General features: G+C 67.8%; 17 protein-coding genes and 1 pseudogene. 8 read left to right on the forward strand and 10 right to left on the reverse strand.

Annotated elements, in window-relative coordinates; all coding sequences use genetic code 11:
- Window positions 1-4: 4 nt before the first annotated feature.
- Entirely contained in the window at window positions 5-952 is a 948-nt protein-coding gene (locus tag GV832_RS04410; RefSeq protein WP_168773620.1) for a hypothetical protein, read from the forward strand.
- 44 nt (window positions 953-996) lie between these two features.
- Here GV832_RS04410 and trxA read toward each other — a convergent pair whose 3' ends face one another.
- The 8 genes and pseudogenes from trxA to regB all read right to left on the reverse strand — a co-directional run bounded on the left by trxA (window position 997) and on the right by regB (window position 12,872).
- On the reverse strand, window positions 997-1,323 hold the full coding sequence (gene trxA, locus GV832_RS04415) for a thioredoxin (protein WP_168773621.1): 327 nt from the start codon (window positions 1,321-1,323) through the stop codon (window positions 997-999).
- A 33-nt stretch (window positions 1,324-1,356) separates the two neighbouring features.
- The gene (addA, locus tag GV832_RS04420; protein ID WP_168773622.1) at window positions 1,357-4,644 is read right to left on the reverse strand and encodes a double-strand break repair helicase AddA; all 3,288 of its coding nucleotides are present in this window, start codon (window positions 4,642-4,644) and stop codon (window positions 1,357-1,359) included.
- Entirely contained in the window at window positions 4,631-7,483 is a 2,853-nt protein-coding gene (addB, locus tag GV832_RS04425) for a double-strand break repair protein AddB (RefSeq protein ID WP_168773623.1), read from the reverse strand. The genes addA and addB overlap by 14 nt, the downstream gene beginning before the upstream one ends.
- Window positions 7,476-8,147, reverse strand: coding sequence for a nucleotidyltransferase family protein (locus tag GV832_RS04430; RefSeq protein ID WP_168773624.1), 672 nt, complete (start codon window positions 8,145-8,147; stop codon window positions 7,476-7,478). Before GV832_RS04430 ends, addB begins: the two co-directional genes overlap by 8 nt.
- On the reverse strand, window positions 8,144-9,031 hold the full coding sequence (locus GV832_RS04435) for an aminoglycoside phosphotransferase family protein (RefSeq protein ID WP_354001920.1): 888 nt from the start codon (window positions 9,029-9,031) through the stop codon (window positions 8,144-8,146). The genes GV832_RS04430 and GV832_RS04435 overlap by 4 nt, the downstream gene beginning before the upstream one ends.
- An 18-nt stretch (window positions 9,032-9,049) precedes the next feature.
- A pseudogene (gene tsaE, locus GV832_RS22485) lies at window positions 9,050-9,475 on the reverse strand (tRNA (adenosine(37)-N6)-threonylcarbamoyltransferase complex ATPase subunit type 1 TsaE); the annotation flags it as partial.
- Between the two features lie 337 nt (window positions 9,476-9,812).
- Entirely contained in the window at window positions 9,813-11,402 is a 1,590-nt protein-coding gene (locus GV832_RS22490; RefSeq protein WP_168773626.1) for a PAS-domain containing protein, read from the reverse strand.
- A gap of 99 nt (window positions 11,403-11,501) precedes the next feature.
- Window positions 11,502-12,872: a sensor histidine kinase RegB gene (gene regB, locus GV832_RS04445; RefSeq protein ID WP_168773627.1), complete on the reverse strand. Its 1,371-nt coding sequence runs from the start codon at window positions 12,870-12,872 to the stop codon at window positions 11,502-11,504.
- A gap of 75 nt (window positions 12,873-12,947) precedes the next feature.
- Between regB and GV832_RS04450 the strand changes: the two genes are divergently transcribed.
- The 3 genes from GV832_RS04450 (at window position 12,948) to GV832_RS04460 (ending at window position 14,544) form a co-directional block, all read left to right on the forward strand.
- Window positions 12,948-13,580, forward strand: a complete 633-nt coding sequence (locus GV832_RS04450; RefSeq protein WP_168773628.1) for an SCO family protein — start codon at window positions 12,948-12,950, stop codon at window positions 13,578-13,580.
- A gap of 31 nt (window positions 13,581-13,611) precedes the next feature.
- Window positions 13,612-14,163 carry an ActR/PrrA/RegA family redox response regulator transcription factor gene (locus GV832_RS04455; protein ID WP_168773629.1) on the forward strand — a complete coding sequence of 184 codons (552 nt, stop codon included), beginning with the start codon at window positions 13,612-13,614 and terminating at the stop codon, window positions 14,161-14,163.
- A gap of 69 nt (window positions 14,164-14,232) precedes the next feature.
- On the forward strand, window positions 14,233-14,544 hold the full coding sequence (locus GV832_RS04460; RefSeq protein ID WP_168773630.1) for an H-NS histone family protein: 312 nt from the start codon (window positions 14,233-14,235) through the stop codon (window positions 14,542-14,544).
- Here the strand turns inward: GV832_RS04460 and GV832_RS04465 are convergent.
- Window positions 14,541-15,413 (reverse strand): LysR family transcriptional regulator, encoded by an 873-nt coding sequence (locus GV832_RS04465; RefSeq protein ID WP_168773631.1) that lies wholly within the window; start codon window positions 15,411-15,413, stop codon window positions 14,541-14,543. The genes GV832_RS04460 and GV832_RS04465 overlap by 4 nt on opposite strands.
- 196 nt (window positions 15,414-15,609) lie before the next feature.
- Entirely contained in the window at window positions 15,610-16,191 is a 582-nt protein-coding gene (locus GV832_RS04470) for an HD domain-containing protein (RefSeq protein WP_168773632.1), read from the reverse strand.
- A 150-nt stretch (window positions 16,192-16,341) separates the two neighbouring features.
- Here GV832_RS04470 and GV832_RS04475 point away from each other — a divergent pair, with 150 nt between their 5' ends.
- The 4 genes from GV832_RS04475 (at window position 16,342) to GV832_RS04490 (ending at window position 24,552) form a co-directional block, all read left to right on the forward strand.
- A complete protein-coding gene (locus GV832_RS04475) occupies window positions 16,342-17,655 on the forward strand; it encodes a DUF6212 domain-containing protein (RefSeq protein WP_168773633.1) in 1,314 nt (437 codons plus the stop codon).
- Window positions 17,648-20,833 carry a glycosyltransferase gene (locus tag GV832_RS04480; protein ID WP_168773634.1) on the forward strand — a complete coding sequence of 1,062 codons (3,186 nt, stop codon included), beginning with the start codon at window positions 17,648-17,650 and terminating at the stop codon, window positions 20,831-20,833. Before GV832_RS04475 ends, GV832_RS04480 begins: the two co-directional genes overlap by 8 nt.
- An 86-nt stretch (window positions 20,834-20,919) precedes the next feature.
- Window positions 20,920-23,730, forward strand: coding sequence for a glycosyltransferase family 8 protein (locus GV832_RS22495; protein ID WP_168773635.1), 2,811 nt, complete (start codon window positions 20,920-20,922; stop codon window positions 23,728-23,730).
- A 3-nt stretch (window positions 23,731-23,733) separates the two neighbouring features.
- The gene (locus GV832_RS04490; RefSeq protein WP_168773636.1) at window positions 23,734-24,552 is read left to right on the forward strand and encodes a sulfotransferase domain-containing protein; all 819 of its coding nucleotides are present in this window, start codon (window positions 23,734-23,736) and stop codon (window positions 24,550-24,552) included.
- The last annotated feature ends 36 nt before the right edge of the window (window positions 24,553-24,588 follow it).

Genomic DNA, 24,588 nt, shown 5'->3' on the forward strand with positions numbered 1-24,588 from the left:
CTATATGCGGAAGGCGAAGGCCAACGGCAACCGGGAGGCGGGGATGCGGCTCTATTTCTACCTCAAGCCGCCGGCTCGTGCCCGCCTGGCAAGGCGTGAGAACACCATGCCCGCCCGTGTCATCGCCGCCGTCCAGGGCGCGGGCTGGCAGGTCACGATCTGCCCCGAGGCCGAGCGCCCCGATATCCCCCACCGCGACGGCTATCACATGGTGGTCAACAACGAACCCGAGGGCCCGCGCTGCCTGACGCTCCGCCCGGCAGGGTTCGAGCCCTTCTGGCAGATCCAGCCCACCAACCGCCGCTGGGACTGGGAGACGGCGAGCCTCGACTATACCCCTCAGGATGTCCCGCAAGAGCGCATCGACACCTTTCTCGCCAACTGGCGCAAGCATGTGCTGAAGGGCCTGGCACCGCAGGAGGGCCGCCACATCCTTGCCCCCCTGCAAGGCAAGCTGACCGAGACGCGGTCCTTCCAGTCGGCCAGCCCGCTGGTCATGCTGGACGAGACCCTGCGCCACTGGCCCGACCGGAAGGTGATCGCCACGACCCATCCCTCCGAGGCCTATGGCGAGGACGAGACCGAGGCGCTGCAGGGCCTGGCGCGGAGCTATCCCAGGCTCTCGGTGGAGCCCGCCAGCGATGCGCTTCTGGCCGGGGCCGCGCTGGTGGTCACGCAAAATTCGACGGTCGCCTTCAAGGGCTTTCTCCTGGACAAGCCCGCGATGCTTTGGGCGCGGATCGATTGGCACCATGTCGCGGCCTCGGTGCCGCGCGACGGGGTGCAAAGGGCCTTTGCCGAGGCCGAAAAGCCCCAGGACTTCGGCCGCTACCTGTTTTGGTATCTGCGCCACCAATCGCTTTGCGCTTGGGATGATCACCCGCGCGGCATCCTCTGGCGGCTGCGGGCTTTGGGCTGGCCCGTCGCAGAGCCCAAACCGGGTTCCAAATGAAAAAGGCGCCCCGCGAAGGGCGCCTTTTCCGCAAGATCCAGCCCTTAGATGGCCGAGTCGATCCAGTTCTTCAGCGCAGCCTTGGGAGCGGCGCCGACCTTGTTCGAGGCCACCTGGCCGTTCTTGAACAGGAACAGCGAGGGGATGCCGCGCACGCCCAAAGCCGCCGGGCTGTCGGGGTTCTCGTCGACATTGACCTTCACGATCTTGACCTTACCGCCGTATTCGGCGGCCAGCTCTTCCAGAGCCGGGCCGATCTGACGGCAGGGGCCGCACCATTCCGCCCAGAAATCGACCACGACCGGCACGTCGGACTGGCGGACTTCCTTGTCGAAGGTGGAATCGGTCACGGCAACAGTGGCAGCGCCCATGATAGTTCTCCAATGGAATTCAAGACCCGGAACCTAAGATGCGGGGGTCAGGGCGTCAAGGTCCACGACATCTTGGGTTACCGGCATTGCAGCAATGTCATGGATCGCCCGGGCGAGGGCCTGGTCCACCAAGGCCCGGGGCAGTTGCATCAATTCTCCGGTTTCGGTCCAAAGCACGGCGCAATCGGCCTCTCCCGCCACCTGGCCCACCATCAGCCGATAAGCGCTCATCTGCCGCAGGATGCCTTCGGGCACCTCCTCGGGGCGCTTCGGCACGGTCAGGTTCGACTTGAAATCGACGATCAGCCGCCCGGCCAGCCGGTCGATCGACCCCAAGAGCCGCCGCCCGTTCCAATCGGCGCTTAGGCTCACCTCCGCCTGACCCGCGAAGACATGGGCGAGGTCGGGGTCCAGGATCAGGGCACTGGCGCGCTCCAGCTGCGCCTCGGCGCCGAGGCCCTTTGCCACCTGCGGCCAGCTTTCCACCGGATGATCCGGCAGATGCTGCAGCAACAGGTGCAAAGCCGTGCCGCGCGCCTTGGCGGTGTCAGAATCCTCCCCCAGCCCCGGCAGCGCCTTGGCCCCGCCGAGGTCCGAGGGCGAGAGCGTCACCTTGGGCCGGTCCATCTTTTCCGCCGGGGCAAAGACCCAGGCCTCCAGCGGCGCCGGGGTCTCAGCCGCGACGGCTTCGGGGGCCTGAGGCTCCGGCCAGGCCCCATGTTCATGGCGCAGGCCAAAGGGCATCTCTTTCGCCGCGAGCTTGGCCATGCCCTGGGCGACGATCCCATGCCAGGCCTTCTCGGTCTTCGCCTCCCCGGCGCCGCAGACCACCAGCCAGGACCGCGCCCGGGTGAGGGCGACATAGAGTAGCCGCAGGTTCTCCTCCGCCTCGCGGGCCTGTTTCCGCTGGATCAGAGCCGAAATCTCGGGTGGAGCCTCGGCGGCGGCGACCTTGGCAAAGACCCGCCCCTCGGCGTCTTGCAGCATCGCGCCCCGGTCGTTGCCCTTGCGGTCATTGGTCTGCGGCAGGAAGACCACCTCGGCCTCGAGCCCTTTCGACCCATGCACCGTCATGACCCGGATCCGCCCGCCCGCGCCCTCGGCCTGGCGCTTGACCTGCGCCTCGTCCTGCTCCAGCCAGGAGAGGAACCCCGTCAGCGAGGGCACCGAGCCCGCCTCATAGGCCAGCGCGAGGTTCAGAAGCTCGTCGATCGCATCCTCCGCCTCATGCCCCAGCCGCGCGATCAACCGCCGCCGCCCGTCATGCCGGATCAGGGCGCGCTGCAACAGCTCATAGGGCCGCAGAAAGTCCACCCGGTCGCGCAGGTCATGCAGCGCGGCGACGTAAGGGCTGTCATGGCCCCTTATCGCCTCCCATAGGAAGCCCTGGCGCCGGGTCAGCCGGTAAAGCTCCGCCTCGGTGACCCCGAAAAGCGGAGAGCGCAGGACCGCCGCCAAGGACAGGTCATCCTCCGGCGTCGCGAGGAATTTCAGCAGCGCAATCAAGTCCTTGACGGCGAGCTCCTCGGTCAGCTCCAGCCGATCCGCCCCCGCGATGGGCAGGCCGCGCGCCTTGCAGGCTCGGATGACTTCGTCAAACACCGGCCCCCGCGTCTGCACCAGGATCAGCACATCCCCCGGCGTCATGGCGCGAGAGCCCTCCCGCGTCGGCAAGCGCTCCCCGCGCTTCAGCATCCCGTCGATCTCGGAGGCAATGCCCGCCGCCAGCCGCGCCACGGGATGGGTGTCGCGGATCAGGTCGACCGGGTCCTCGAAGGGGACATCCTCCGGCGTCTCGTCATCGGCGATCAGCGGCCAAAGGTCGACCCGCCCGGGCAGAGTGTCATTGGTCGCCCGATGGCTGACCTCTGCCCCCAGAGCGGCGGGGTCGCGGCCCGCCAGCGCGGCATCGACCAGGTTCAGAATGGCAGGAGAAGAGCGGAAGGAATACTCCAAGGGCAAGACCTGGAAAACCTGCCGCGCTTCTGTGAAATTCCGCTGGAACAGAGCCTGTTTCTCGTCAAAGGCCGCGACATCGGCGCCCTGGAAAGAGTAGATCGACTGCTTCTTGTCCCCCACGACAAACAGCGTCCGCCCGCCCTGAGCCGTGCCCTCCCCGGCGGTGAATTCGGCGGTCAAAAGCTCCACCACGCGCCATTGATCCGGGGAGGTGTCCTGTGCCTCATCGACCAGCACGTGGTCGATGCCACCATCCAGCCGGAACAAAACCCAGGCCGCGACCGAGGGGTCCGAGAGCAAATCCCGCGCCCGGGCGATCAGGTCGTCGAAATCGAGAACTCCCAAAGCCGCCTTTCGCGCATTCCAGCGCGGCAGGAAGGCCTGCGCGAGACCCGCCAAGGCAGCCGTCTTCTCGGCGGCAAACAGCGACAGCCTGCGCGGCCGCGCGGCCTCGACCCGCAGCATCAGGGCGTGAAGCCGGGGGAGAAGGTCGCCGAGCTTGCCCTGCGTGCCCTTGGTCGGGAACTTGGCAAGACGCGCGCCAAAGGGCGCCGCCGCCTTGGCGCCGAAAAGGAAAAGGTCCTCCAGCGCCTGAAGGGTCGCAAGATCGGGGGCCCAGGGGAGAAGCCGCGTCAGGGCTTCCGCATCCTCGACATCGGTCTTCAGGCCGGTGGCGAGTATCGGGATCATCGCGGCCAGAAGGTCGGCCTCATCGCCCAGGAAGACCCGCGCCAGAAGCGCCTCGGCACTGTCGGGGGGGAAGGGGTTGGCGTCGAAGCCCTTTGGATGCCGCGCGATTTCCGACAGAAGATCGGGGAAGCCGTCGCCCGGGAAATAGCGCGCAGCGCGGGTCAGGGGGGCGGGATCCTCTGTCGCCATCTCCTCCAGGATATCGGCGCGCAGCATCTTTGTGGCGCGGTCGTCCATCTCGGCGAAACCGGGCGAGACCCCGGCCTCCAGCGGAAAACGCCGGAGCAGAGACGCACAGAAGGAGTGGATGGTCTGGATCCGCAGGCCCCCCGGCGTCTCGATCGCCCGGGCAAAGAGCCTGCGGGCGCGGGCCAGGGTGTCCGCGCCAAGCCCGGTCTCGCCCAGGTCAGAGAGCGCCGCGGTCAGCCGCGCATCCTCCATCATCGCCCATTCGCCGAGGCGCGCGAACAGTCGGTTCTGCATCTCGGTCGCCGCCGCCTTGGTATAGGTCAGGCACAAGATCCGCTGCGGCGAGACCCCGCCCAGCAAGAGCCGCGCCACCCGATCGGTCAGCACCCGCGTCTTGCCCGAGCCCGCATTGGCCGAGAGCCAGGTCGAGGCCTTGGGCTCCGCCGCCCGCCGTTGCGCCGTCAAAGCCTCAAAGGGGATCATCGGAGAGCCTCACGGTCTTGGCCTTCTCGGTCATGTCCCATTCCCCAAAGCGCGAAAGGTGGTCGTAATCGCCCGGATAGCGCGTGTCAAAGACCGCGCGGCGGGCGGTATAGCCCTGATTTTCGCCTTGATAGGCTCTGATCAGCTTGACGAAGCGGGCCCAAATCTCGTCGATCTCGGCAGGCGTCAGCGGCGTGTCGATGGCCTTGTCGCCCGACAGGCCGATGTAAGAGATCATCCCCACCTCCGCCGGGTCGCCAAAGCCGCCCCGCTCCGCCATCGCTGCGGCGAGGTGGAGTTGCAGGTCAAAGGCCGCCTGCTGCTTCTTGGTCGGCGGAGTCCCGGTCTTGTAGTCGATCAGGTGCAAGCGACCGTCCGGCAAAACGTCGATCCGGTCGGGAATGCCGAAGAGGGTAAAGCCCGTGTCTTCGACGGCGATCTCTCCCTTGGTCTCGACCTGCTGGGCCTTGCCGCCATGTTTGCGGTCCTGGAACAGGAAGTGATCCGCCGCCTTCTCGATCCGCGCCAGCCACAGAAGCCGGGCGGAGGGGAAGGGGGTTTCCTCGGCCAGAACAGTCTCTGATATGGCCAAAAGCCGGGCTTTCGCCTGGGTCAGCGTCTCTGAGGGACGCTCTTTCACGAAGGTCTCCAGGATACGGTGGATCGCGTTGCCCCGGTCGCGCGGGTCAGGCTCGGGGCGCAGCGGGTCCAGGGGGCGCAGTCGCAGGACATATTGCGCATAGATCGCATAGGGGTCGCGGATCAGCGTCGAAATCCGGGTCAGCGAGAGCCTTGCAGGCCGCGCCGACACGGGGGGCGCGGGGGCAGGGCGGGGTTCCGGCGGCAAGGGAGCCTCGGGCTCCTCCAGCCGCGCGGCGCGGTCCAGCCAGGCGGCGCCGCGCGTCTTCATCGCAGCGAGCGCCTCGGGGCCCTGACGGTCGGGCAGACCCGCCATCAGGTTGCAAAGCCGGTTCAGCCAGCGCGCCGGAACCGTTTCCGCCTCGGCATCGCGAAGCGCGCGGGAGAGGATGACCTCCTCCGCCGCGACCGCCTGCTGCCAGTCATGCGCCGACAGGCCGATCTGGCGTTCCGGGAGAAGAAGCCCGGCCTCCTTGCGCATCTGGCGGTTCAGCCAGGGGTCGGGGGAGGGCGTCGCGGGCCAGATGCCCTCATTGAGCCCCGCCAGGATCAGGACCTGGGCCTGCACCTCCCGCGCCTCACGCGGGCCGTGGATCGAGACCAGGGGATGGGCCACGACCGCGCTCCGCACCGTGCCGCCGGAGATTTCGGCCTCGAAAAGGCGTCTGTAGTCACTGGGGGAGAGGTCGGCGCCCTCAGCCTCTTCGGCCTGAAGCGTGGTCATCAGGTCCAGGGCGGCGATGCCAGCGTCCTTCTTCCAAAGCTCGGAATTGGGTTCGCAGGCCAGGGCTTCGATGGCGGCGCGGTGGCGGGCGAGGTGGCCCGCAAGATCGGACGGAGCCGGCGCCCCAAGCCAGTCCAGCGCGCGTGCCATGGCCTGACCCCACTCCGCCGCGCCATCCTCGGGCCGGGCCAGCGCCCAGGCGCGCAGGAAAGCCGCATCCGGAAAGGCCGGACCCTTGCGGCGAAGCTCAAGCTCCAGCTCGCGGGTCAGGCGCAGATGGAGGCCGCGCTTCAGCCCGCTCCCGGCCAGCGGGTGTTTCAACAGCGCGACCAGCACATCCGGCGTCACCGGAGCCTCGAAGGCCCGCGCCACCTGCCGCAAGAGCCGTCCCGGCGGCGAGAGCGCAAGCGGCACCCCCGCGCTGTCATCCGGCGTGATCCCCCAGCGGTCCAGCTCCGCCGTCACCCGCCGCGCCAGGTTGCGATCCGGCGTGATCAGAGCCACTTTTCGCCTTTGGCCGACCGCCTGGCGGATCGCCAGCGCCAGGGCCAAAGCCTCGGTCCGGGGCGAGGGCGCATGGATCAGGGACAGGCCCTTGGATGCCTCGGGCAGGGGGGGCAGCAAGGCTCCTTCTGTCCGCCATTGGTCGGTCACCGGCGCTGGCCGCAGCGAGAGCGAGATCAGCCGGTTGCGATCCGGGTCCTCAGGCAGCGTCGTGGTCCAGGGGGTCAGGTCAGCGGGCGTCAGCCCCAGGAGATCGGTCAGCCGCTTGTAGCGGTATTGCGGGTGATCCTCGGCGGAGAGCTGATCCTCCATCGTCGCCCAGACCGCGGGTGGCAGGTCGGGGTCGAACCCGGGCAGGACGAGCGCGCCCTCCGGGTGTTCGGCCACCGCCCGCATCAGCAGAAGGTTCGCCCCGCGCGAGGCGGTGGAGCCCGCCACCACGACCGGGCCAGAGAGCCGCGCGGCCAGCCTGTCGGCGGCCTTGCGGGCACGGCCGCCCTGCAAAAGCGGCCCTATGATGGCCAAAAACGCCTGGGTCCGCGCCCAATGCGCCGAGTGACCCGAGACATCGAGGCCCGCCAGGGTCTCGGGCGCGACACCTTCGTCGGACATCTCATCGGCCAGCGCGGCGAGGCTCTGCGACAGGTCGAAGAGCGCGGCCCTTGGCGCCAGGTCGGGCTGGGCGGTCAAAAGGCGCTCGATCAACCGCGAGAGGTCCAGGAGCCGCGAGAGCCGACCCGGAGCGGGGGGCAGGTCGGCCAGGATCGGGTGGCGGCCGAGGTCGGAGAGCACATGCAGGCGCGGCAGGAAACTCGGCGCGCCCTGGGTCAGGCGATCGGTCACGCGCCGCGCCATGCGCTGGCTGTTGACGAAAAGCGTGACGCGCGAGAGGTCGGGGTGGCGGGCGCGCAGGCCCTCGACCAGTTCGGTGGCGAAGTCGACGCCGGGGGGGAGGTAGGCGAGCTCAGCCATGCAGCATCGCCTCGGCGAGCGGGATGGCGCCCGGGTGGCCCACATCGCACCAGCCGCCCTGGTGGAGCACACCGTAAAGCCGCCCCTCGGCGATCAGGTGGTCCCAGAGGCGGTTCATCGAAAACACCGTCTCGGGGATCTCGCGCAGGCGCCCGGCGCGGAGGATCTGGGCGCCGAGATAGATCGGGGCGACCGCGCCATTCGCCCGGGTCAAGCGGTTGTTCTGCATCAGGAAATCGCCCGCTCCCTTGTGGCCCGTGGCCTGGTCGCGATGGGCGAGGAGGAGGAGCCCATCCATCTCGTCGCTCCAGGCCTCGGCGAGTTCCTCCAGCGGGTTGGCGCCGGTCCAGATCGCGTCGGTGTTCAGCGTCATGACCGGGCCGTCGCCGACCTGGGGCAGGGCGGCCTTCAGGCCTCCGCCGGTTTCGAGGATCACGGGCTCGTGGACCGGGGTAACGCCGGGGGGCAGGGCGGCCACGATCTGCTCGGCGCGGTAATGGGTGTTGATGAAGCGGGGGCCGACGACCGGGGTCTCGGTCAGGGCCAGCGCGTGGGAGAGGAGCGTCTGGCCAGCGACCTGGACGAGCGGCTTGGGGCGGTCGGCGGTCAGGGCGCCCATGCGGGTGCCGAAACCGGCGGCGAAAAGGAAAAGCGGAAAGGTCATAAGAGCTTGTCGCACAAGGATTTCAAGGGGGCCAGCGCCGGATGCGCCAGGTTGCGGGCCAGGTGGCGCTGCACCCTTGGGATCAGCGAGAGGTAGCGCGGTCTGCCCTGTTTCGCGAGCCTGGCGAAGATGCCGAGGATCCGCAGCGCGCGCTGGGCGCCAAGCGCGGCGCAGGCGGCGGCGAAGTCGGGCGAGGGGTCGAAGCGGGTGATCAGATGGGCCTCGAGCTCGGGCGCGACATCGCGGCGGGCGTCCTGGGTCAGGGAGATCAGGTCGTAGCCCGGCTGGCCCATCTGGGCGAGCTGGAAGTCCAAAAGGCCGACGCGGGCGAGGCCTTGGCGTGGAAGCCAAAGCAGGTTTTCGGCGTGGTAGTCGCGCAGGATCAGCACGCGGGGGCCATCGGCGAGGGCCAGGGTCTCGGCCAGGGTGCCGGTGAAATCGGCGCGGGCCTGGGGGGAGGTCTTAGGGTCGAGCACCAAGGCCGCCGCCTCGGCCCAATCGGCGGCTGTCAGGTTGGGCAGGCCCTGAGGCGCGGGGTGGGATTGCAGGTGGCGGAGGACGTCGACAGCGGCCTCGTAGAGCGGGCGCTCGAGGCTCGGGTCGGTGGCGATGGCTTGGGGATAGAGGTTGGGGCCCAGGTCCTCGACCAGGAGGAAACCGCGGGAATGGTCTTCGGCGGGGACCTGGGGCGCGGAGAGGCCGATGTCGCGCAAGTGCTTGGCGATGCGGGTGAAATCCTCGGTCCGGTCGGGCTGGTCCTTGGGCGCGTCCATCAGGAGAAGACCCGGCAGCCGCGTATAGCGCCGCGCCGAGGCATCGCCGCCCAGGGCCTCGCGCGGGGCGTTTTCCAGCCCGTGGCGGGTCAGGAAATCCTCGGCCTGCATGTCGCGGAAGGCCTGGGGCAGACCCTCGATCCCTGGCGAGAGCGTCAGACGCCGCCCCTCTCCGCAAGCGGTGAAGGTCAGGTGATGGGCGCCGGGCGGGGTGGCTTTCCCCAGGCGGTCGGGCCATTCGACCAGGCAAATCGCGGTCGAAAAGGCCTCTTCCAGGCCCAGCTCCAGCACCTCGTCGGGATGGGTCAGGCGGTAGAGGTCGGCGTGCCAGATCTCGGGCTCGCCGGGATAGGTCTGGACGAGCGTAAAGGTCGGAGAGGGGACCTCGACAGCCTCGCCCAGCCTCGCCCGGATCAGCGCGCGGGCGAGGTGGCTTTTGCCGGAGCCGATGGGGCCGGACAGCATAAGCACCGACCCCGGAGCCAAGAGGCCCGCCAGGGCGCGGCCGAGGGCGGCGGTGTCGGTTTCATCCACAAGGTCGAAGCTCTGGTCCATGGGCGGACACTAGACCAAGGGCCAAGCGGGGCAAAGGGGGGAGGGGCAGGGGGGTGACGGAGTTTGACAGGCTTATGAGGCCGTTGAGGAACCGATGACTCGCCCGAGTTTGGAGTTGGAAGCCAGAAAACACGTCCGGGAAGGGGCCGGAAAGCACGGATCTCGGATCGGCCTGAGACAGAAGGAGAACGATTTCCTGCGCAGGTTCAAAGACCTGTTCGGCGGCAAGAAACCTGGGGGACGCTGGCTCAGTCCCTCCCCCGGGGTGGGTCAATTGCGCCTGGCCCTTTGCGAGGCGCAATGGACCCTCTCGGCTGGAGGCGCCGCATGGCCCCGCTCAGGCCGTCTTGCGCCCCGGGTCCTTCATGAAGATCGCCTTGGGGCTGGTCGAGGCCGTCTCGCTGAGCCGGTAACCGGTCATCGTCGCGCCGCCGGCCAGGGGGACGAAGCGGGCGGCGATCATCCTTCCGTCCAGGAGCCGCAGGTCCGCGCCCCAGGCCGAACGCTCCCCGCCCTGGGCCGCGAAATCTTCCAGGTCGGCCCAGACCGGCGAGGGCGCGCAGCGGTCGCGCCAGGTGGCCGAGACGCTGCGGAGCGTCGCCTCGGCCAGGTTGGCCGCAGGGTCCACCCCCCAAAGCCGCGCATAGGCCTCGTTCGACATCACCAGCTGACCGCCCGGAGAGAAGACGGCAATCGCCTCTTCCAGTTGGTCCATGACCGACTGGCTGATCTCCAGGTCGGCACGGAAACGGCGGGTGCGGATCATCTCGGAGGAGATATCCTCGATCAACAGCGCCAGCGCGCCATTCGGATGCGGACGGCCGATCACGCGGTAGGTCTGGCCGCCCGGCAGGCTCCAGGTCTCTTCATACAGGCCCGAGGCGGCGGCGCGCTCCATCTCCATCAGCTGACGGCGCCAGCTGCGGTAATCCTTGGGCTCGGGGATCATGTTGCGGTCGCGCATCCCGTCCAGCACCGACAAAAGCGAGGGCCGCATGGTCAGGAAATCGGCCGGCAGCCCGGTCAGGACCATCAGCGCGGGGTTGAAGAGCACCAGTTGCCGATGCTGGTCAAAGATCGCCAGGCCGACATGCAGATGGGCAAAGGTCTTGGTCAGGGTGATCATGAAGTCGCGCAGCGCCGTCTCGCAGGTCACCAGGCTGTCGATCGGCGTGGCGAAGAACATCTTCTCGCCCCGCTCTTCATGCGCCGAGACCTCATACCAGACCTCGCCCCCCTCGCGCAGGGTCAGCGTGTGACGCTTGCCTTCGTTCGGCTTGGCGGGGCCCGGGCGCTTGACGGGCTCGGAGAAAAGCCGGGGCAGGGGCCAGGTCAGGTCCTGGTTGGCGGCCAGAACCTCGGAGGCGCGCAGCATATAGGCCTGGTTCGCCCAGATCACATCGCCATTCGCCCGCTCTTTCCACATCAGGACCGGAGCCTTGGCGGCGGTGTCGCGCAAGAGGTTGATCTCTTCCTCCATCGCGCGCAGCGCCATCACGTCCTGCCCCCCCGAGGGGACTTGGTGGCTGGGGTCGGTCAGCACGACCCGGGTCAGGCCGCCACGCAACTCTGCCTGCAACATCAAGGCATTGCCCTTCTCCGGCGCCGAGGTCAGGGTCAGCGACCCATCCAGCGGCAGGCGCAGGAGCCGCGCCTCAAGCTCGGCGAAATGCGGGGTCAGATAGGTCAGGAGACGGGCCCAGGGGCTGCCTTGCCCCGGGATCGCCGCCAGGAGCGCCCGCGCCCCCGGGGTGCTGTCGATCATCGCCTCTCCGTCAAACAGGAAGACGGTGGCCGAAGTGTCCTCGGCAAAGACCGAAACCGGGGCGCGGCGTTGGCGCCGCTCCATCCAGGCGATGGCGCCCAGAACGATACCCGCCGTGGCAAGGGCCAGAAGAAAAAGTTCAGCTTGCAGAAGCCAGTCCACCGGCGCCCCCAGAAAGATTGTCCGATCTTGGAGGCTAGGGAGTCAAAGTTAATGAACGGTTAAGCGATTAATTCCCTTTTTTCCTTGATATGCGCGACTTCAGATCTGCATGGGTTGATTGTCGCCCAGAACCAGGTGGTCCGGCGCCAGGATGTCCGATTCGGCCCAGACCACCTCGATCACCGCTCCGCACCGCTCTGGCCGGATGCCGGGGCCCGAGAAGGGATCCGAGCCATTAACGAAGGTCAGGCTCGCCCCCGTCCGCTCGAGCAGCGTCTTGGCGATGAAAAGACCCAGGCCCATGCCCTCGTAACCCGGCCGCTTCTCCTCCTCGGGCTCGCGACGGGTGCGCACGAAAGGGTCACCGATGCGGTAGAGGACGTGAAAGGGGAAGCCGTCGCCGTCATCGACGATGCGGACGCGGATCATCCCATGCGAGTGCTCGAGGTCGACCCAGACCTTGGCCACGGCGAAATCCACGGCGTTCTGGATCAGGTTGCGCAGGCCGTGGATGACCTCGGGCCGCCGGAGGATGCGCGGTTGCAGGTGCAGGCCGATGTTGTCGACGATCTCGACCCTCTTGCCGCGTTCCATATGCGGATCGGCGGCCTCGCGGACCACGGCGATCAAGGGGGCCTGGCGCAGGTGGAGGTCATCCTTCCCCGCCCGACCCATGTCGCGCAGGATATCCCGGCAGCGGTCGGCCTGGGCGCGGATCAAGAGCACATCCTCGCGCTGATCACCGGTCAGGTCATCGACCAGCTCGGAGGCCACCATCTTGATCGTGGCCAGCGGAGTCCCCAGCTCATGCGCCGCCGCAGCGACCACGCCGCCGAGGTCGGTCAGCTTCTGTTCGCGGGACAGCGCCATCTGCGTCGCCAGGAGCGCATCGGCCATGGCCCGCATCTCGACCGCGATCCGGCGCGAGAAGATCGCGATGAAGACGGTCCCCGAGACGATGGCCAGCCAGAAGCCGACCTCGAATTGCAGGGGAAGGACCACGATCTCGCCACTGGCAAAGCGCAAGGGCTTGTAGACGAAGGCCACGGCGGTGACCAATTGCACGGCAAGCCCACCGAGGAAGATGGTCGATTTCAGCTCCAGCGCCGAGGCCGAGATCGTGACGGGGACGATGACCAGAAGCAGGAAGGGATTGTCCAGGCCTCCGGTCATGCCAACCAGGTAGACCAGTTGCAGAAGGTCGAAGAGCAGAAGCAGCATGGCCTCGTGATCGGCCAGGCGACGGTTGCCGGGAAAGACCAGGGTGCTGATGATGTTCAACGCCACGGCGGCGCCCACGGCCAGGGCGCATTGGCCGATGGGCAGGATCAGGCCGTAATATGTATGGGCCGCCGTCAGGACCGCGACCTGACCCGTGATCGCCACCCAGCGCAGCGTCGTCAGCGTGCGCAGCCGGACCCATTCGCCGTCGCTGAAATCGCGGCCCGAGGGCCCGGGCAATTGGTCCATGGCTCTCCCCCTCGCGCCTGCCTGCGGGAATTGTTATGGTGCAGGCGCTTCGCAATCAATGCCTTGGAGGCCCTCATGCGCATAGGCTCTGTCATCGCCGTCACGGCAGCGGTCGGTTTGGCCGCCATGCTGGGCGCCACCAGCTATTACGTCCTGTCGCAGAAGACCGCGGGCGCCTGCCAGGGCGGCGCGGTCATGGGGGCAGAGATCGGCGGGCCCCTGGCGCTGCATGACGCCACGGGCAAGGCGGTGACCGAGAAAGAGATCCTCTCCGGCGCCTCCCTGGTCTATTTCGGCTATGCCAATTGCCCCGATGTCTGCCCGATCGACAATGCCCGCAATGACGAGGTGGCGCGGCTCCTGGCCGAGAAGGGCATCACGCTGACCCCGGTTTTCATCTCGGTCGACCCGACCCGCGACACGCCCGAGGTCCTGGCCGACTACCAGGCGGCCTTCGACCATGTCCGCACCTATACCGGCACCGAGGCAGAGGTGGCCGCCGCCACCAAGGCCTGGCGCGTCTATTTCGAGATCAACCCGGAGGAATTGGCCGCCTACAAGACCGATCCCAGCGGGTTTTACGCGGTCAACCACACCACGATGACCTACCTGGCCAAGCCGGGTGGCCAGGTCGTCGCGGTCTTCCAGCGCGAGAATACCGCCGAGGAAATCGCGCAATCCGCGCCTTGTTATCTGGGCGCCGCCTAGGTTAGCCTGCCCCAGACCTTGGGAGGGGCGCATGACCGAAGAGCTGAAAGACATCGGGCCGGATCGCAGTCTGCTTCTGGTGGATGACGACGAGGCTTTCGTGCGGCGCCTGGCCAAGGCGATGGACAAGCGCGGATTCCAGTCGCAGACCGCGCTCAGCGTGGCCGAGGGCAAGTCCATGGCCCTGGCGCGGCCTCCGGCCTTTGCGGTGGTCGATCTGCGGCTGGCCGATGGCAATGGGCTGGACGTGGTCCAGACCCTGCACGAACAGCGCCCCGATTGCCGGGTGATCGTGCTGACCGGCTATGGCGCGATTGCGACGGCGGTGGCGGCGGTCAAGATCGGGGCGATCGATTACCTGTCGAAGCCCGCCGATGCCAATGACATCACCAAGGCGCTTCTGGAAGAGGGCGAGGATCTGCCCGCCCCGCCCGAAAACCTCATGTCCGCCGACCGCGTGCGCTGGGAACATATCCAGCGCGTCTATGAAATGTGCGACCGCAATGTTTCCGAAACCGCGCGGCGGCTTTCGATGCATCGCCGCACCTTGCAGCGCATATTGGCCAAGCGCAGCCCGAAATGAAGTTTGGACTTGTCATCCCAAGTCAATATTCTTAACACCGGCATGACCCAACCATGAAAGGACCTGGGAATGGCCGATCTCAATTCGATGACTCTGAAAGAACTGAAAGACCTGCAGGCCCAGGTCGCCAAGGCGATTGCCTCTTTCGAGGACCGCAAGAAACTTGAAACCCTCGCCAAGCTGCGCGAATTGGCGCGGGCGGATGGGTTTCAGCTCGAAGAGCTGACCGCTTTGACCACGACCCGCAAAAGGGCGCCCTCGGCGGTGACCTATGCCAATCCGGCCAACAAGTCCGACACCTGGTCGGGCCGGGGCCGCAAGCCGCGCTGGTTCATCGAGGCCATGGCCGCCGGCAAGAAGCGCGAAGACCTTCTGGTCTAGACCGCCGCCTTCAGCCAGCGGATGAAAGCCTTCAGCTCCGGGCGTTTCGGCCCGGGGCGGGTGACCATGTAATAGGCCAGGCTGTCATCCTTCAGCCGCCCCACGATTTGCAGCGTGCCGTTCTCGACGTCATGTTCGACCAGGGCCTCGGCCTCGACATATAGGCCAAGCCCCGCGCGGGCGGCGGAAAGCGCCAGGTCTTCGGTCGGCACATCGGTGATATTCATCGCATCGGGTTTCAGGCCAAAGCCCTTGAGCCAGGTCTGAGTCTCCGGCCAGTCCTCGGCCATGATCCAGGGCATGTCCGACATTTCCGCATTCGACAAATCAACCCGTCCCGCCAGCAATTCCGGAGCCGCCACGATGACGTAATCGGCAGCGGTCAGGAATTCGACATCCAGCCCCGGCCACTTGCCATTGCCAAAGCGGATGCCCAGGTCGATGCCCTCGCGCCGCAGATCGACGACGCGCTTTTCCGGGTTCAGCGAGAGTTCGATATCGGGATGGCTTTTCCAAAATCCCCCGAGTTTCGGCATCAGCCAATTCGCCGCAAAGGCCGCCGTCAAGGTCACCCTTAGCGCGGCCCCGGGCCCGCCGCCCTTGACCTCGGCCAGGGCCTGGCCGATGCCCCGAAAGCCCTCGACCAAGGCCGCCGCCAATTTGGCCCCCTCGGGCGTCAGCGCCATGCCCCGGCCCTCGCGGTAAAGCAACTCGCGGCCCAGGTGATCCTCCAGCCCGCGCACCTGTTGCGCCACGGCGGCATGGGTCACGTTCAGCTCGCGCGCAGCAAGGGTGAAGCTTTGCAGCCGCGCCGCCGCCTCGAAGGCGCGCAGAGCGGTCAGGGAGGGGAAACTGCGCCAGTCGATCATGTTTACAAATCCGTAATCTGTTAGCTCAGCTTACATGTCGAAAGATTCCCTGACTTGGGAAATCCAAGCATTGCGCCTATATCCCTAGCATCGGAAGACCCGAGAGGAGAAGAAAATGTTGAACCTGATTGCAGACGCCCTGATGACCCTGACCCTGATGGGCCCCCAGCCGAAAGCGCACAAGCGTGGTCGCTGATCAAAGACCGTCCATCAAGGCCAAGTGCCGCTTCACATAGGCCGTCCGCACCTCCGCGGGCGGCCTTAGTCTTAGGGCGATGCCCCGCAGCGCCTCGGGCGGGCGCCCGAAGAACCGATCCGCCTCATCCTCGCGGAAGCCCGCGATCTGAATGGCCTCCAACCAGGCCGAGACCTTGTCCGCCGCCTTGATCGCCTTTTTCACCGCGACCGGCAGCACCGCAGGCAGACCAAAGCGGATATGGACCGCCGCCGTCAGCCTTGCATCCAGCTCTGCATAACCAGGCCCCACCGCCGCCTTGACCGGGCTGATCATGTCGCCGATCACATATTCCGGCGCGTCATGCAGCAGGGCCGCCAGCCGCCAGCGCGGATCGGCCTCGGTGCGGGCAAAGATCTCTTCGACCAGCAGGGAATGCTCCGCCACCGAATAGGGCCAGTCGCCAAAGGTCTGCCCGTTCCAGCGCGCGACAAAGGCCAGGCCATGGGCGATGTCCTCGATCTCGATATCGACCGGGGTCGGGTCCAGAAGGTCCAACCGCCGCCCCGAGAGCATCCTTTGCCATGCGCGCGGCTGTTTCATTTTCTTCTCCGCTTGAGCTTTGGCACATATCTGACGCGAAACGGGCATAAAGGGAATCCCCGGGCCGCTCCGTTCACGCTTTGCGCGGTCAAAGTCTGGACGCCTTGGCTGCCCTGTGCCATCAAGGCGCCGACCAAGCAGGAGATCGGTATGACTGACCCATGGACACCTTTGTGCCTCGTGGCATCATGTGACCTGCAGGCCGCCGCTTGGCCCATGCCGGTCGCCGTGGTCGAGGACGACCTGACCCTGCGGCTGGACGGCGTCGAGCTGGGCATCGACACCCTGCATCCCCGCCTTGTCGCTGCCCTCAGCCTTTCGCCGAAGGGCGCGGCTCTCCTGGACCGGCTCGAGCTTCACCTGGCCGAGACGGGCCGCACGCTTCAGGGCCTGCGCCGCGATGTGACCCCGGCAGAGGCGCCCGCCGCGCTGTTTTCCCTGATGGCCGCGGCCCTGGTGCAGTCGCAAGGCCGCGTGGTCAAGCAGATGCGCGAGCTGGCGCAGATGCGGCAGTTGACGGAAACCAGCCTCCAGCATTTCGAGCGGCTCGAGGCTTTTGTCTGGCAGACCGCGAAATGCGAACGCAACCAGGTCCTGAACCTGGCCGCGCGGGCCGATGGCGCCACGCTGGCCCTGTCCGAGGCCGAGCAGCGCCTGCCGACCGACAGTGTCGGCCTGTCTGACCTGGCGCTGTGGGTCGCGGCCCCGGCCCAGGGCCAGTTGACCGTCGCGCTGGACCTGATGGAGACCGCCGTGACCGTCGCGACCTGGGTGGTCAGTGACCCCGGCGCGGGCTGGCTGCGGCTGGCCCTGCCGCGCGCCCTGTCGACCGATGCCCAGACCCCGGTTCTGCGTCTGACCTGGTCCGGTCCGTCGCCGCTTTCGCTTGGCCTTTCCCTCGATCACCCCGATCCGCGCTTTCAATGCCAGGGCGGGCCGACCCTGGCCCTGAAGCTGTGGAAGTTCATTCCCGGCACCAATGCCCCCCTGTCGCCCGACTCCCTGCCGCCCAGCGCGGGCCCGACCCGGGGTCGCTGGCTGATCGGTCTTGCGGCGCTGGGCGAGGCGGCGACCCTGGCGGCCGACCCCGAGCGGATCGAGTTCCTCGATTGGGCGGGCGGCGTCGTCATGCGCCCCGAGCCTGGCCAGACCCTGGGCCTGCGCCTGCCCGGCCTGGCGCGTCCGGGCATGGTGCGGCTGCAAGGCATGGTCTCGGTCGAGGGCATCGGCGCCCAGGCCGAGCTGACCTATGCCGTGGCGGCTCCGGGTCAGGAGCCCGACCCGCAGAGCTGGCAGGTGGTCACCCCGGCGGAACCGGATCAGCTTCATGTCACCCTCCCCCGGCTTGAGGTCGCACAGGACCTGGTCCTGATGGCCCGCGTGCCCGAAGCGGCCGAACATCCCGCCGTCGTCGTCTTCGAGCGGATCGAGGCCTTTGCCAGCCTGACGGGCCGCGATGACTGAGGCGCCCAGCATTGCCATCGTCATCCCGGTCTTCCGGCACTCGGTCCTGCTGATCGAGGCGGTCGAAAGCGCCCTCGCGCAACGCGCGCCCTTCGGCATCCGCATCCTGATCGTCAACGACGGCTGCCCCCATCCCGAGACGGACGAGACCTGCCGCGCCTTTGCCCGCGCCCATCCCGACCGGATCACCTATCTGAAAAAACAGAACGGCGGGCTTTCCTCGGCACGCAACCATGGCATCCTTTACGCGCTGGACCACCTGCCCTCGGTCCGGGCGATCTACATGCTGGACGCCGACAACGCCTTGCGCCCCGATTCCATGGCCCGGGCCATGGCGGCCCTGGACGAGGACCCCGAGGCAGGCTGGATCTATCCCGACATCGACATGGTGGGCCTGTCTTCGGGCCATGACTACTCCGGCCCCTATTCCGTCCTGCTGCACACCGCGATGAACACCTGCGAGGCGGGGTCACTGATCCGCCGCGAGGTCTTCGAGGCCGGGGTCATGTTCGACGTGACCTTCAAGGCGGGGTTCGAGGATTGGGATTTCTTCCTCTCCTGCGTCGAGGCGGGCTTCCGCGGCAAGAACATCGAGGGCTTCGGCTTCCTCTACCGCAAGCGCCCCGAATCGATGCTGGCCGACAGCGAGCGCGAACGCGAGCCGATCCTGGCCCGGATGCGCGCCAAGCACCGGGCGCTGTTTTCCCCCCGTGCCATGCTGGAGCTGGAGCAGGAAGAGGCGCCGCGCTATGCCTTCTTTCTTGTCGATCTGGACGAGGTCTGGCTGACCACCGATCCCCTGGCCGAGTCAGAGGTCCTGACGCCCGAGGACTATTCCCAGCGGCTCTGGCGCGCGCGCTCGGCCCCGGGACGCCATCACTTGCCGCCCCTGACTGTCGTGACCCGGTCCGAGACCCTGGCCGAGGCCCAGGCGGCGGGGATGCTGCATGGGCTCTTGTGGCAGCTTGAAACCATGGTCGACCAGGTCCACCTGGCGGGGCTCCTGGCGGTTCATGCGCCAAGCGACCGCATGGGCCTGCACATCCTGCCCGAGGCCAGCCGCAGCCCGGACGAGGCCGCAATGCTGATGCTGACGACCGACCTTTTCATGGCGGCGGCGGGGGATGCCCAGGGCTCGTGGATGAAGTCGCTGATCTCGGCCGCGCCGCAGCCGCGCGTGGCCCTGGCCCAGGTGACCCTGCCGCCCAGCCTGCCGATCTTCGCCCTGGGCGAGGGCGGCATGGCGGCGGCGCTTCTGGCCTTCCTCGACGGAATGCGCCAGTCCCACTGGGCCGCCGGAGCGCTTTCCCTGCGCGACTGGCGCCAGCCCGACCTGCGCCGCCGGGCGGGGTCGCACATGATCCTGCGCCAAAGGCTGGGCCAGCAGCCCAACCTGCCGATGCTGCGCGGCACGGGGCGGCACATGGGGCTGATCCTGTCCATCCTGGAATTCGGCGGGGTCGAAAAGGTCGCGCTGAACTTCGCCCGGGCCTTTGCGGCGCGGGGCTGGACCCTGCACCTCTTCATCCTGGGCAGCCGTGAGGCCGCCGTCAGCCAGGAATGGCGCGACACGATCGCCAGCGTCACCTTCCTCGGCGACCCCGAGTTCTCGCCCTGGGGCGGCGGCGACCGCAGCTATTTCGGCAACGAGATCCCGCGCTGGGCGAGTTCGGGCAACCATCCCCGCCTGATCGCGCTTCTTCATTGGCTGGATGCGGTGGTCGATCTTCATTCCGGCGCCGCCGTCGCGGTGATGAGCCAGCTCAAGAAGCTGGGCGCCGTCACGGTCACCTCTTTGCACCTGGCCGACCTGTCGCCGATGGGGCGGCCCTCGGGCAATCCCTTCCTGACCTTGGCCTATGAACATGCCTTCGACCTTTTCGCGCCCTGCTCCCTGGCGCTGGGCGATTGGCTCCATGCCATGGGCATCCCAGAGGACAAGATCACCCCGGCGCCCAATGCGCCCAGCTTCGACATCGCCCCCGACCGGCTTTCGGCGCTGATCGCAGAGCGGTCCGCGCGTCAGCCGGGGCGGTTGCGGGCCATGTTTCTTGGCCGCCTCGATGCGCAAAAGGGGCTGGAGCGCCTGGGAGAGGTCATCGCCCGCTCTGCCCATCTGCCCATCGACTGGCGCGTCATCGGCCGCGCCATCCTGACCGACGGCGCGCCTCCGGTGCCGCCTTCGGTCCTGGCGGTGCTGGAACCGGCCCTGACCACGCCCGAAGAGCTGACCGCCGCCTTTGCCGAGGCCGATGTCCTTGTCCTGCTCTCGGAATTCGAGGGCCTGCCCCTGACCGTGCTGGAGGCGATGCGCCAGGGCGTGGTGCCGATTGCGACCGATGTCGGCGCGGTAAGCGAAGTCGTGGTCGATGACGTGACCGGCTGTCTCTTGCCGCTGGAAGAGGCGGTCGAGGGCTGCCTGTCCGCGCTGGAGTCGCTTGCGAGCGACCCTGCCCGCCTGCGCCGCCTGTCGGACACCGCCACGGCGACCATGGCCAACCGCCACTGGCTGGCCGCGACCGAAGCCCTGGCCCAGGCCATCGACCGCGTGGGAGCGACCCGCACGGTCGGCTCCGACGCCGATATCCCGCCGCCCGCCCATATCGCACCGCTTTCCGCCGGCGATGCCGAGATGGAGCGCGTCGACCTGACCCCCGCGCCCTGGGTCGAGCTGTGCCAGAACGGCCCGGACGAAACCGCGCTCTTGCAGCGCTACGAGCTTTACGCCGGTTTCCTGCAATTCGGCTCGCCCGAGAATGCGGGCGTGGTCTGCGACCTCTCCTGTCACCCGGTGCGCAGCCGCAAGGGCGTCACGACCCGCGCCATCGCGCTGAAACCCCAGGGGCGGCGGCAGCCCTGGTTCACCTACGAGATGGTCCTGCCCGATGCGCCGCTCACCGAATACATCTCGATGGACTGGACGCTGCGCTATGCCCTGGCCCGGCCGCGCAACCTTTACGCGCAGTTCATGCTGGACGGCGGGGGTGAGAATGTGACCGTCGATGTCGGCACCCTGCGCGGCACCGATGCGGGCAGCACGATGAACCTCGTCCTGGCGCTGCGCCAGATCGACCCCGAGGTCCTGCGCCGCCTGACCCGGGTGCGCCTGGTGCTGTCGACCGATGGCGAGCTTTTGCCTTTCGACCTGCTGGATTTTGCCATCCACGGTCGCAGGTAACCTTGCAACCTGGGGTCTATTGCTCCTCCACCGGGGCGTGGGTAGCATAGGCCCCGAGTGAGACGGCCCAGAACAGGTAGCCCAAGGTGCAGCTTCCGACCCTTCCGCCTGCCGATCACCTGATCTCTCCGGAGATTGCCGACCCCGATGCCTTCGCCGGGGTCTGCGACTATATCGACGAAGGCGCGGGGTTGCGCGGCTGGCTTGTCCTGCCTTCGGCGCCCGGCGTGGCGCAGCGGCTGGAGGCCTGGTGTGCCGGTGAGCGCCTGGGCCAGACCGTCGCCATCCTGGACCGTCCCGGGATCGACCGCGCGCTTGGTCGCAAGACCTGGTGCGGCTATCTCCTGGGCTGGAGCCGTCTTGACCGCCCTGCCCTGGCCCGCATCGTCGCGCAGACCCCCGAGGCCCCGGTCGAGCTGCGCACGGCGAACGAGGGCCTCTGCCTGCCCTACCTCCCCCTGCCGCCGACCGCCGCCGCGGTCCTTGCCCTTGTCGATGCCAAGACCGATGGCGAGATGCGGCCTGAATTCAAGACCGTGAGGGCCTGGCACGAAATCGAGGAATCGGGCCTGTTCGACCATGACTGGTATATCCGCCAATATGGCGCCGACACCCAGTATCACCGCCCGCCGCTCTTGCACTATATCCAAACCGGAGAGGCCGAGGGGCGGCGGCCGAACCTTTGCTTCGACCCCGAAGCCTATGCCACCCAGATGGGCCTGCCCCATGGCGAGCCGCGCCTTTTGCACTATCTGCGCCGGCCGGACATCCGCGTCACGCCGCATTTCGACCCGACCTGGTATCGCCGGACCCAGGCCCCGCTCAGCCCGCAACGGCCCCTGGCGCATTACCTGGCCCATCGTGGCCAGACCCTGCCCAATCCGACCGTGACGGCCCGGATGCTGGGCGACAACCCGCATGGCCCCGACCGGTACGAGGACTTTCTGCGGACCTTTCCGCCCAGTCTGAACGAGACGCCCGAAGGCGAGGCGATCCTGGCCGATGCCCTGCGGCTTTTCCCCGAACTGGCCAACCTGCGGCGGCTGGAGGCTGCGCTCGATGCGCGCGACCTGGCGGCGGCCGAGCGCTTCGCCGGGGCGCTGCGCGACATCGGCCCCCGGGGCTGGGCCCGGATCGCCCTGGCCCGGCTGGCCCTGATGCAGAACGACCACCGGGGGGCCTCGGCGCTTTTGCACGGGCTGCGCGGCGAGCCCGCGCTTCAGACAGCTGCCGCCGGGCTCTTGCTCGAGGCCCAGGACCCCGAGGGCGCGGCGCAGATGGTGGAGGGGTTGCAGGATCACGCCTCGCCCGCCCTGGACAGCATCCGCATCCGGCTGGCGGCCTTGCAGCGCGATCATGCCGGGCTGACCCTGGCGCTGCGCCGGGCGGACCTGCACGGGGTCGAGACCAGCGTCCTGTGCGAGGCGGCCTACAAGCTCGTGCGGCCCGGGATGCAGCCCGAGCCCGGAGAGGCCGAGGCCGAAGCGCTGCTGCATGCGGCCCTTGCCCCCACTGCGGCCGAGAACCCCTTTGCCCTGCAAGCCCGCATCCACATGTATCTTCAGCGCCGCCAGCTTTCGGACCTGGCCGCGCTCTTGACCGAGGCCGAGACGCAGCCCGTCGCCGCCAAGCTGAACCTGGCCTCGCGGCGGCTCGAGATGCTGTTCCTTTCGGGCCATCTCGCCGAGGCCCTGGCGCTTTACCGCGAAAAACTGGCCGGGATGCGTCTGGACAATGCCGATGGCATCATCGCGCTGCGGCTCCTGTCCGAGGTCAAGGCCTGGGACGAGGCCGGGGCGGTGATCCTGTCGCACCTGGCCCAGGGCCATGGCTTTGGCGAGACGGTGTTTCATGCCATGCGGGCGCTGCGCAAGGCGGGGCTGCATGACCGCGTCCTGGCCCTGGCCGCGCCGATGGGTCCGGATCACGACCACTTCATCGACCTGGTTCGGCTGGACCGCGACCTGATCGCCTCGGCCAAGGGTCAGGCGCCGGTGACCGATGCCCTGCGCTGGCTCTCGGGGGCAAAGGCGCCTGACTCCGGCGGGGTGATCTATCTTTGCGCCGACCGGCGCTATTTCCTGTCGCTTCTGACCTGCCTGGCCTCGGTCTTCGGTCAACCGGTCCAAAGCGACGCCCCGGTCTATGTCTTTCTGGACTCCGACGTGCCGCCCGACTGGCCCCCCGCGATCCAGACCCTGGCCCAGCGGTTCGGCCGCGAGGTCACGATCGTCTCCGAGGCCGATTTCGTGACCGAAGGCGTGGCGCTGAAGGTCGAGCTTGGCTTCTTTGCGGCGGGCACCGGCCTGTCGCGGGCCGCCTATTACCGGCTTTACGCCGCGCGCTGGCTGATGGCGCTGAACCGCTTCTCGCGGGCGCTTTACGTCGACACTGACATCATCTGCCGGGGCGACCTGACGCCGCTGGTGACGCTGGACCTGGGCGGCGCCCCCCTGGCCGCGCGGGTCGAGGAAGAGGGCCCCGAGGTCCGGGCCGCCGCCACAAGGAACAACATCGACCCGGCGCGCTATTTCAACTCGGGCGTGCTGGCGATGGATTTCACCCATCCCAGGCTGGGCCCCGGCCTCGCCCGGGCCATCGAGCTGTCAGAGAAAGAGCCCGACCGGCTGATCTTCCACGACCAATGCGCGCTGAACATCGCCTTCCGCGCCGCCGATCTGCCGCCGCAATGGAACTTCTTCCTGCGCCCCTTCCGGCCCCAGAACGGCCAGGTCCAGGACGGCATCCTCCTGCACTATCTTGACCGCCCCAAGCCCTGGGACATCACCTTCTGGCGCAACTTCCGCGAGGAGTGGCGGGTCTGGGCGCTTTTCCTGGGCCAGCTCTTGCCGCCGCAGGTCTTTACCGACATGCTGGCCGCCGCCAACGAGGTTTGACCCATGACCGATGCCCGCCCGACCCGCGAAATCCAGTTCAAGGGCGTCAGCTTCCGCCTCTCTGACGAGCCCGGCCCGGCCCGCTTCGTCCTTGGCCTGCGCAAGAGCGGGTCGAGCCTGCTGAACCAGATGCTGAAGTTCATCGCCGAACGGAACGGCGTCAATTACGTCGACCTGCCCGGCACCTTCTTCAACGCCGGCGTGCCGCTGGATGCCTGGCACAACGACGACCTTTCGGCCATCCTGCGCCCCGGCAACATGTATATCGGCTTCCGCAACTGCCCGCCCGCCTTTGCCAGCGCGCCGCTCTTCGCCCGCTCGCGCCGGGTCTTCATGTTCCGCGACCCCCGCGACGCGCTGGTCAGCCAGTATTTCTCGGACGCCTATTCCCATTCCCTGCCGGAGGGAGACAGCGAACAGGCCCAGGCCGCCCGTCGCCATTTCATCGCCAAGCGCGAGCGGACCCTGGCCACCGACATCAACGACTTTGTCCTGAAAGAGGCGCGGTCGATGGACGAGGCCTTCATGGGCTATGCCGAGGTCCTGCGCTCGCCCCTGACGCTGAAGCTGCGCTATGAAGAACATGTCTTCCAGAAGAAGCGCCTGATCGCCAAGATCGCCGAGCACCTGTCCCTGCCGATGCCCAAGGCCGCGACCGAGGCCCTGCTGGCCCAGGTCGATGTCGTGCCCACCGCCGAGGACAAGAACCGCTTCATCCGCTCGGTGACCCCCGGTGACCACCGCCGCAAGCTGCGCCCCGACACGATCGAGAAGCTTGACGAGGTCCTGCAGCGCAGCCTGAAGCTTTACGACTACCACTAGGGGCGCCGGACGGCTCCGGCCACCAATCCCCCGAGG

The organism is Stagnihabitans tardus, assembly GCF_009925085.1.
In the GTDB taxonomy this organism is placed as follows: Bacteria; Pseudomonadota; Alphaproteobacteria; order Rhodobacterales; family Rhodobacteraceae; genus Stagnihabitans; species Stagnihabitans tardus.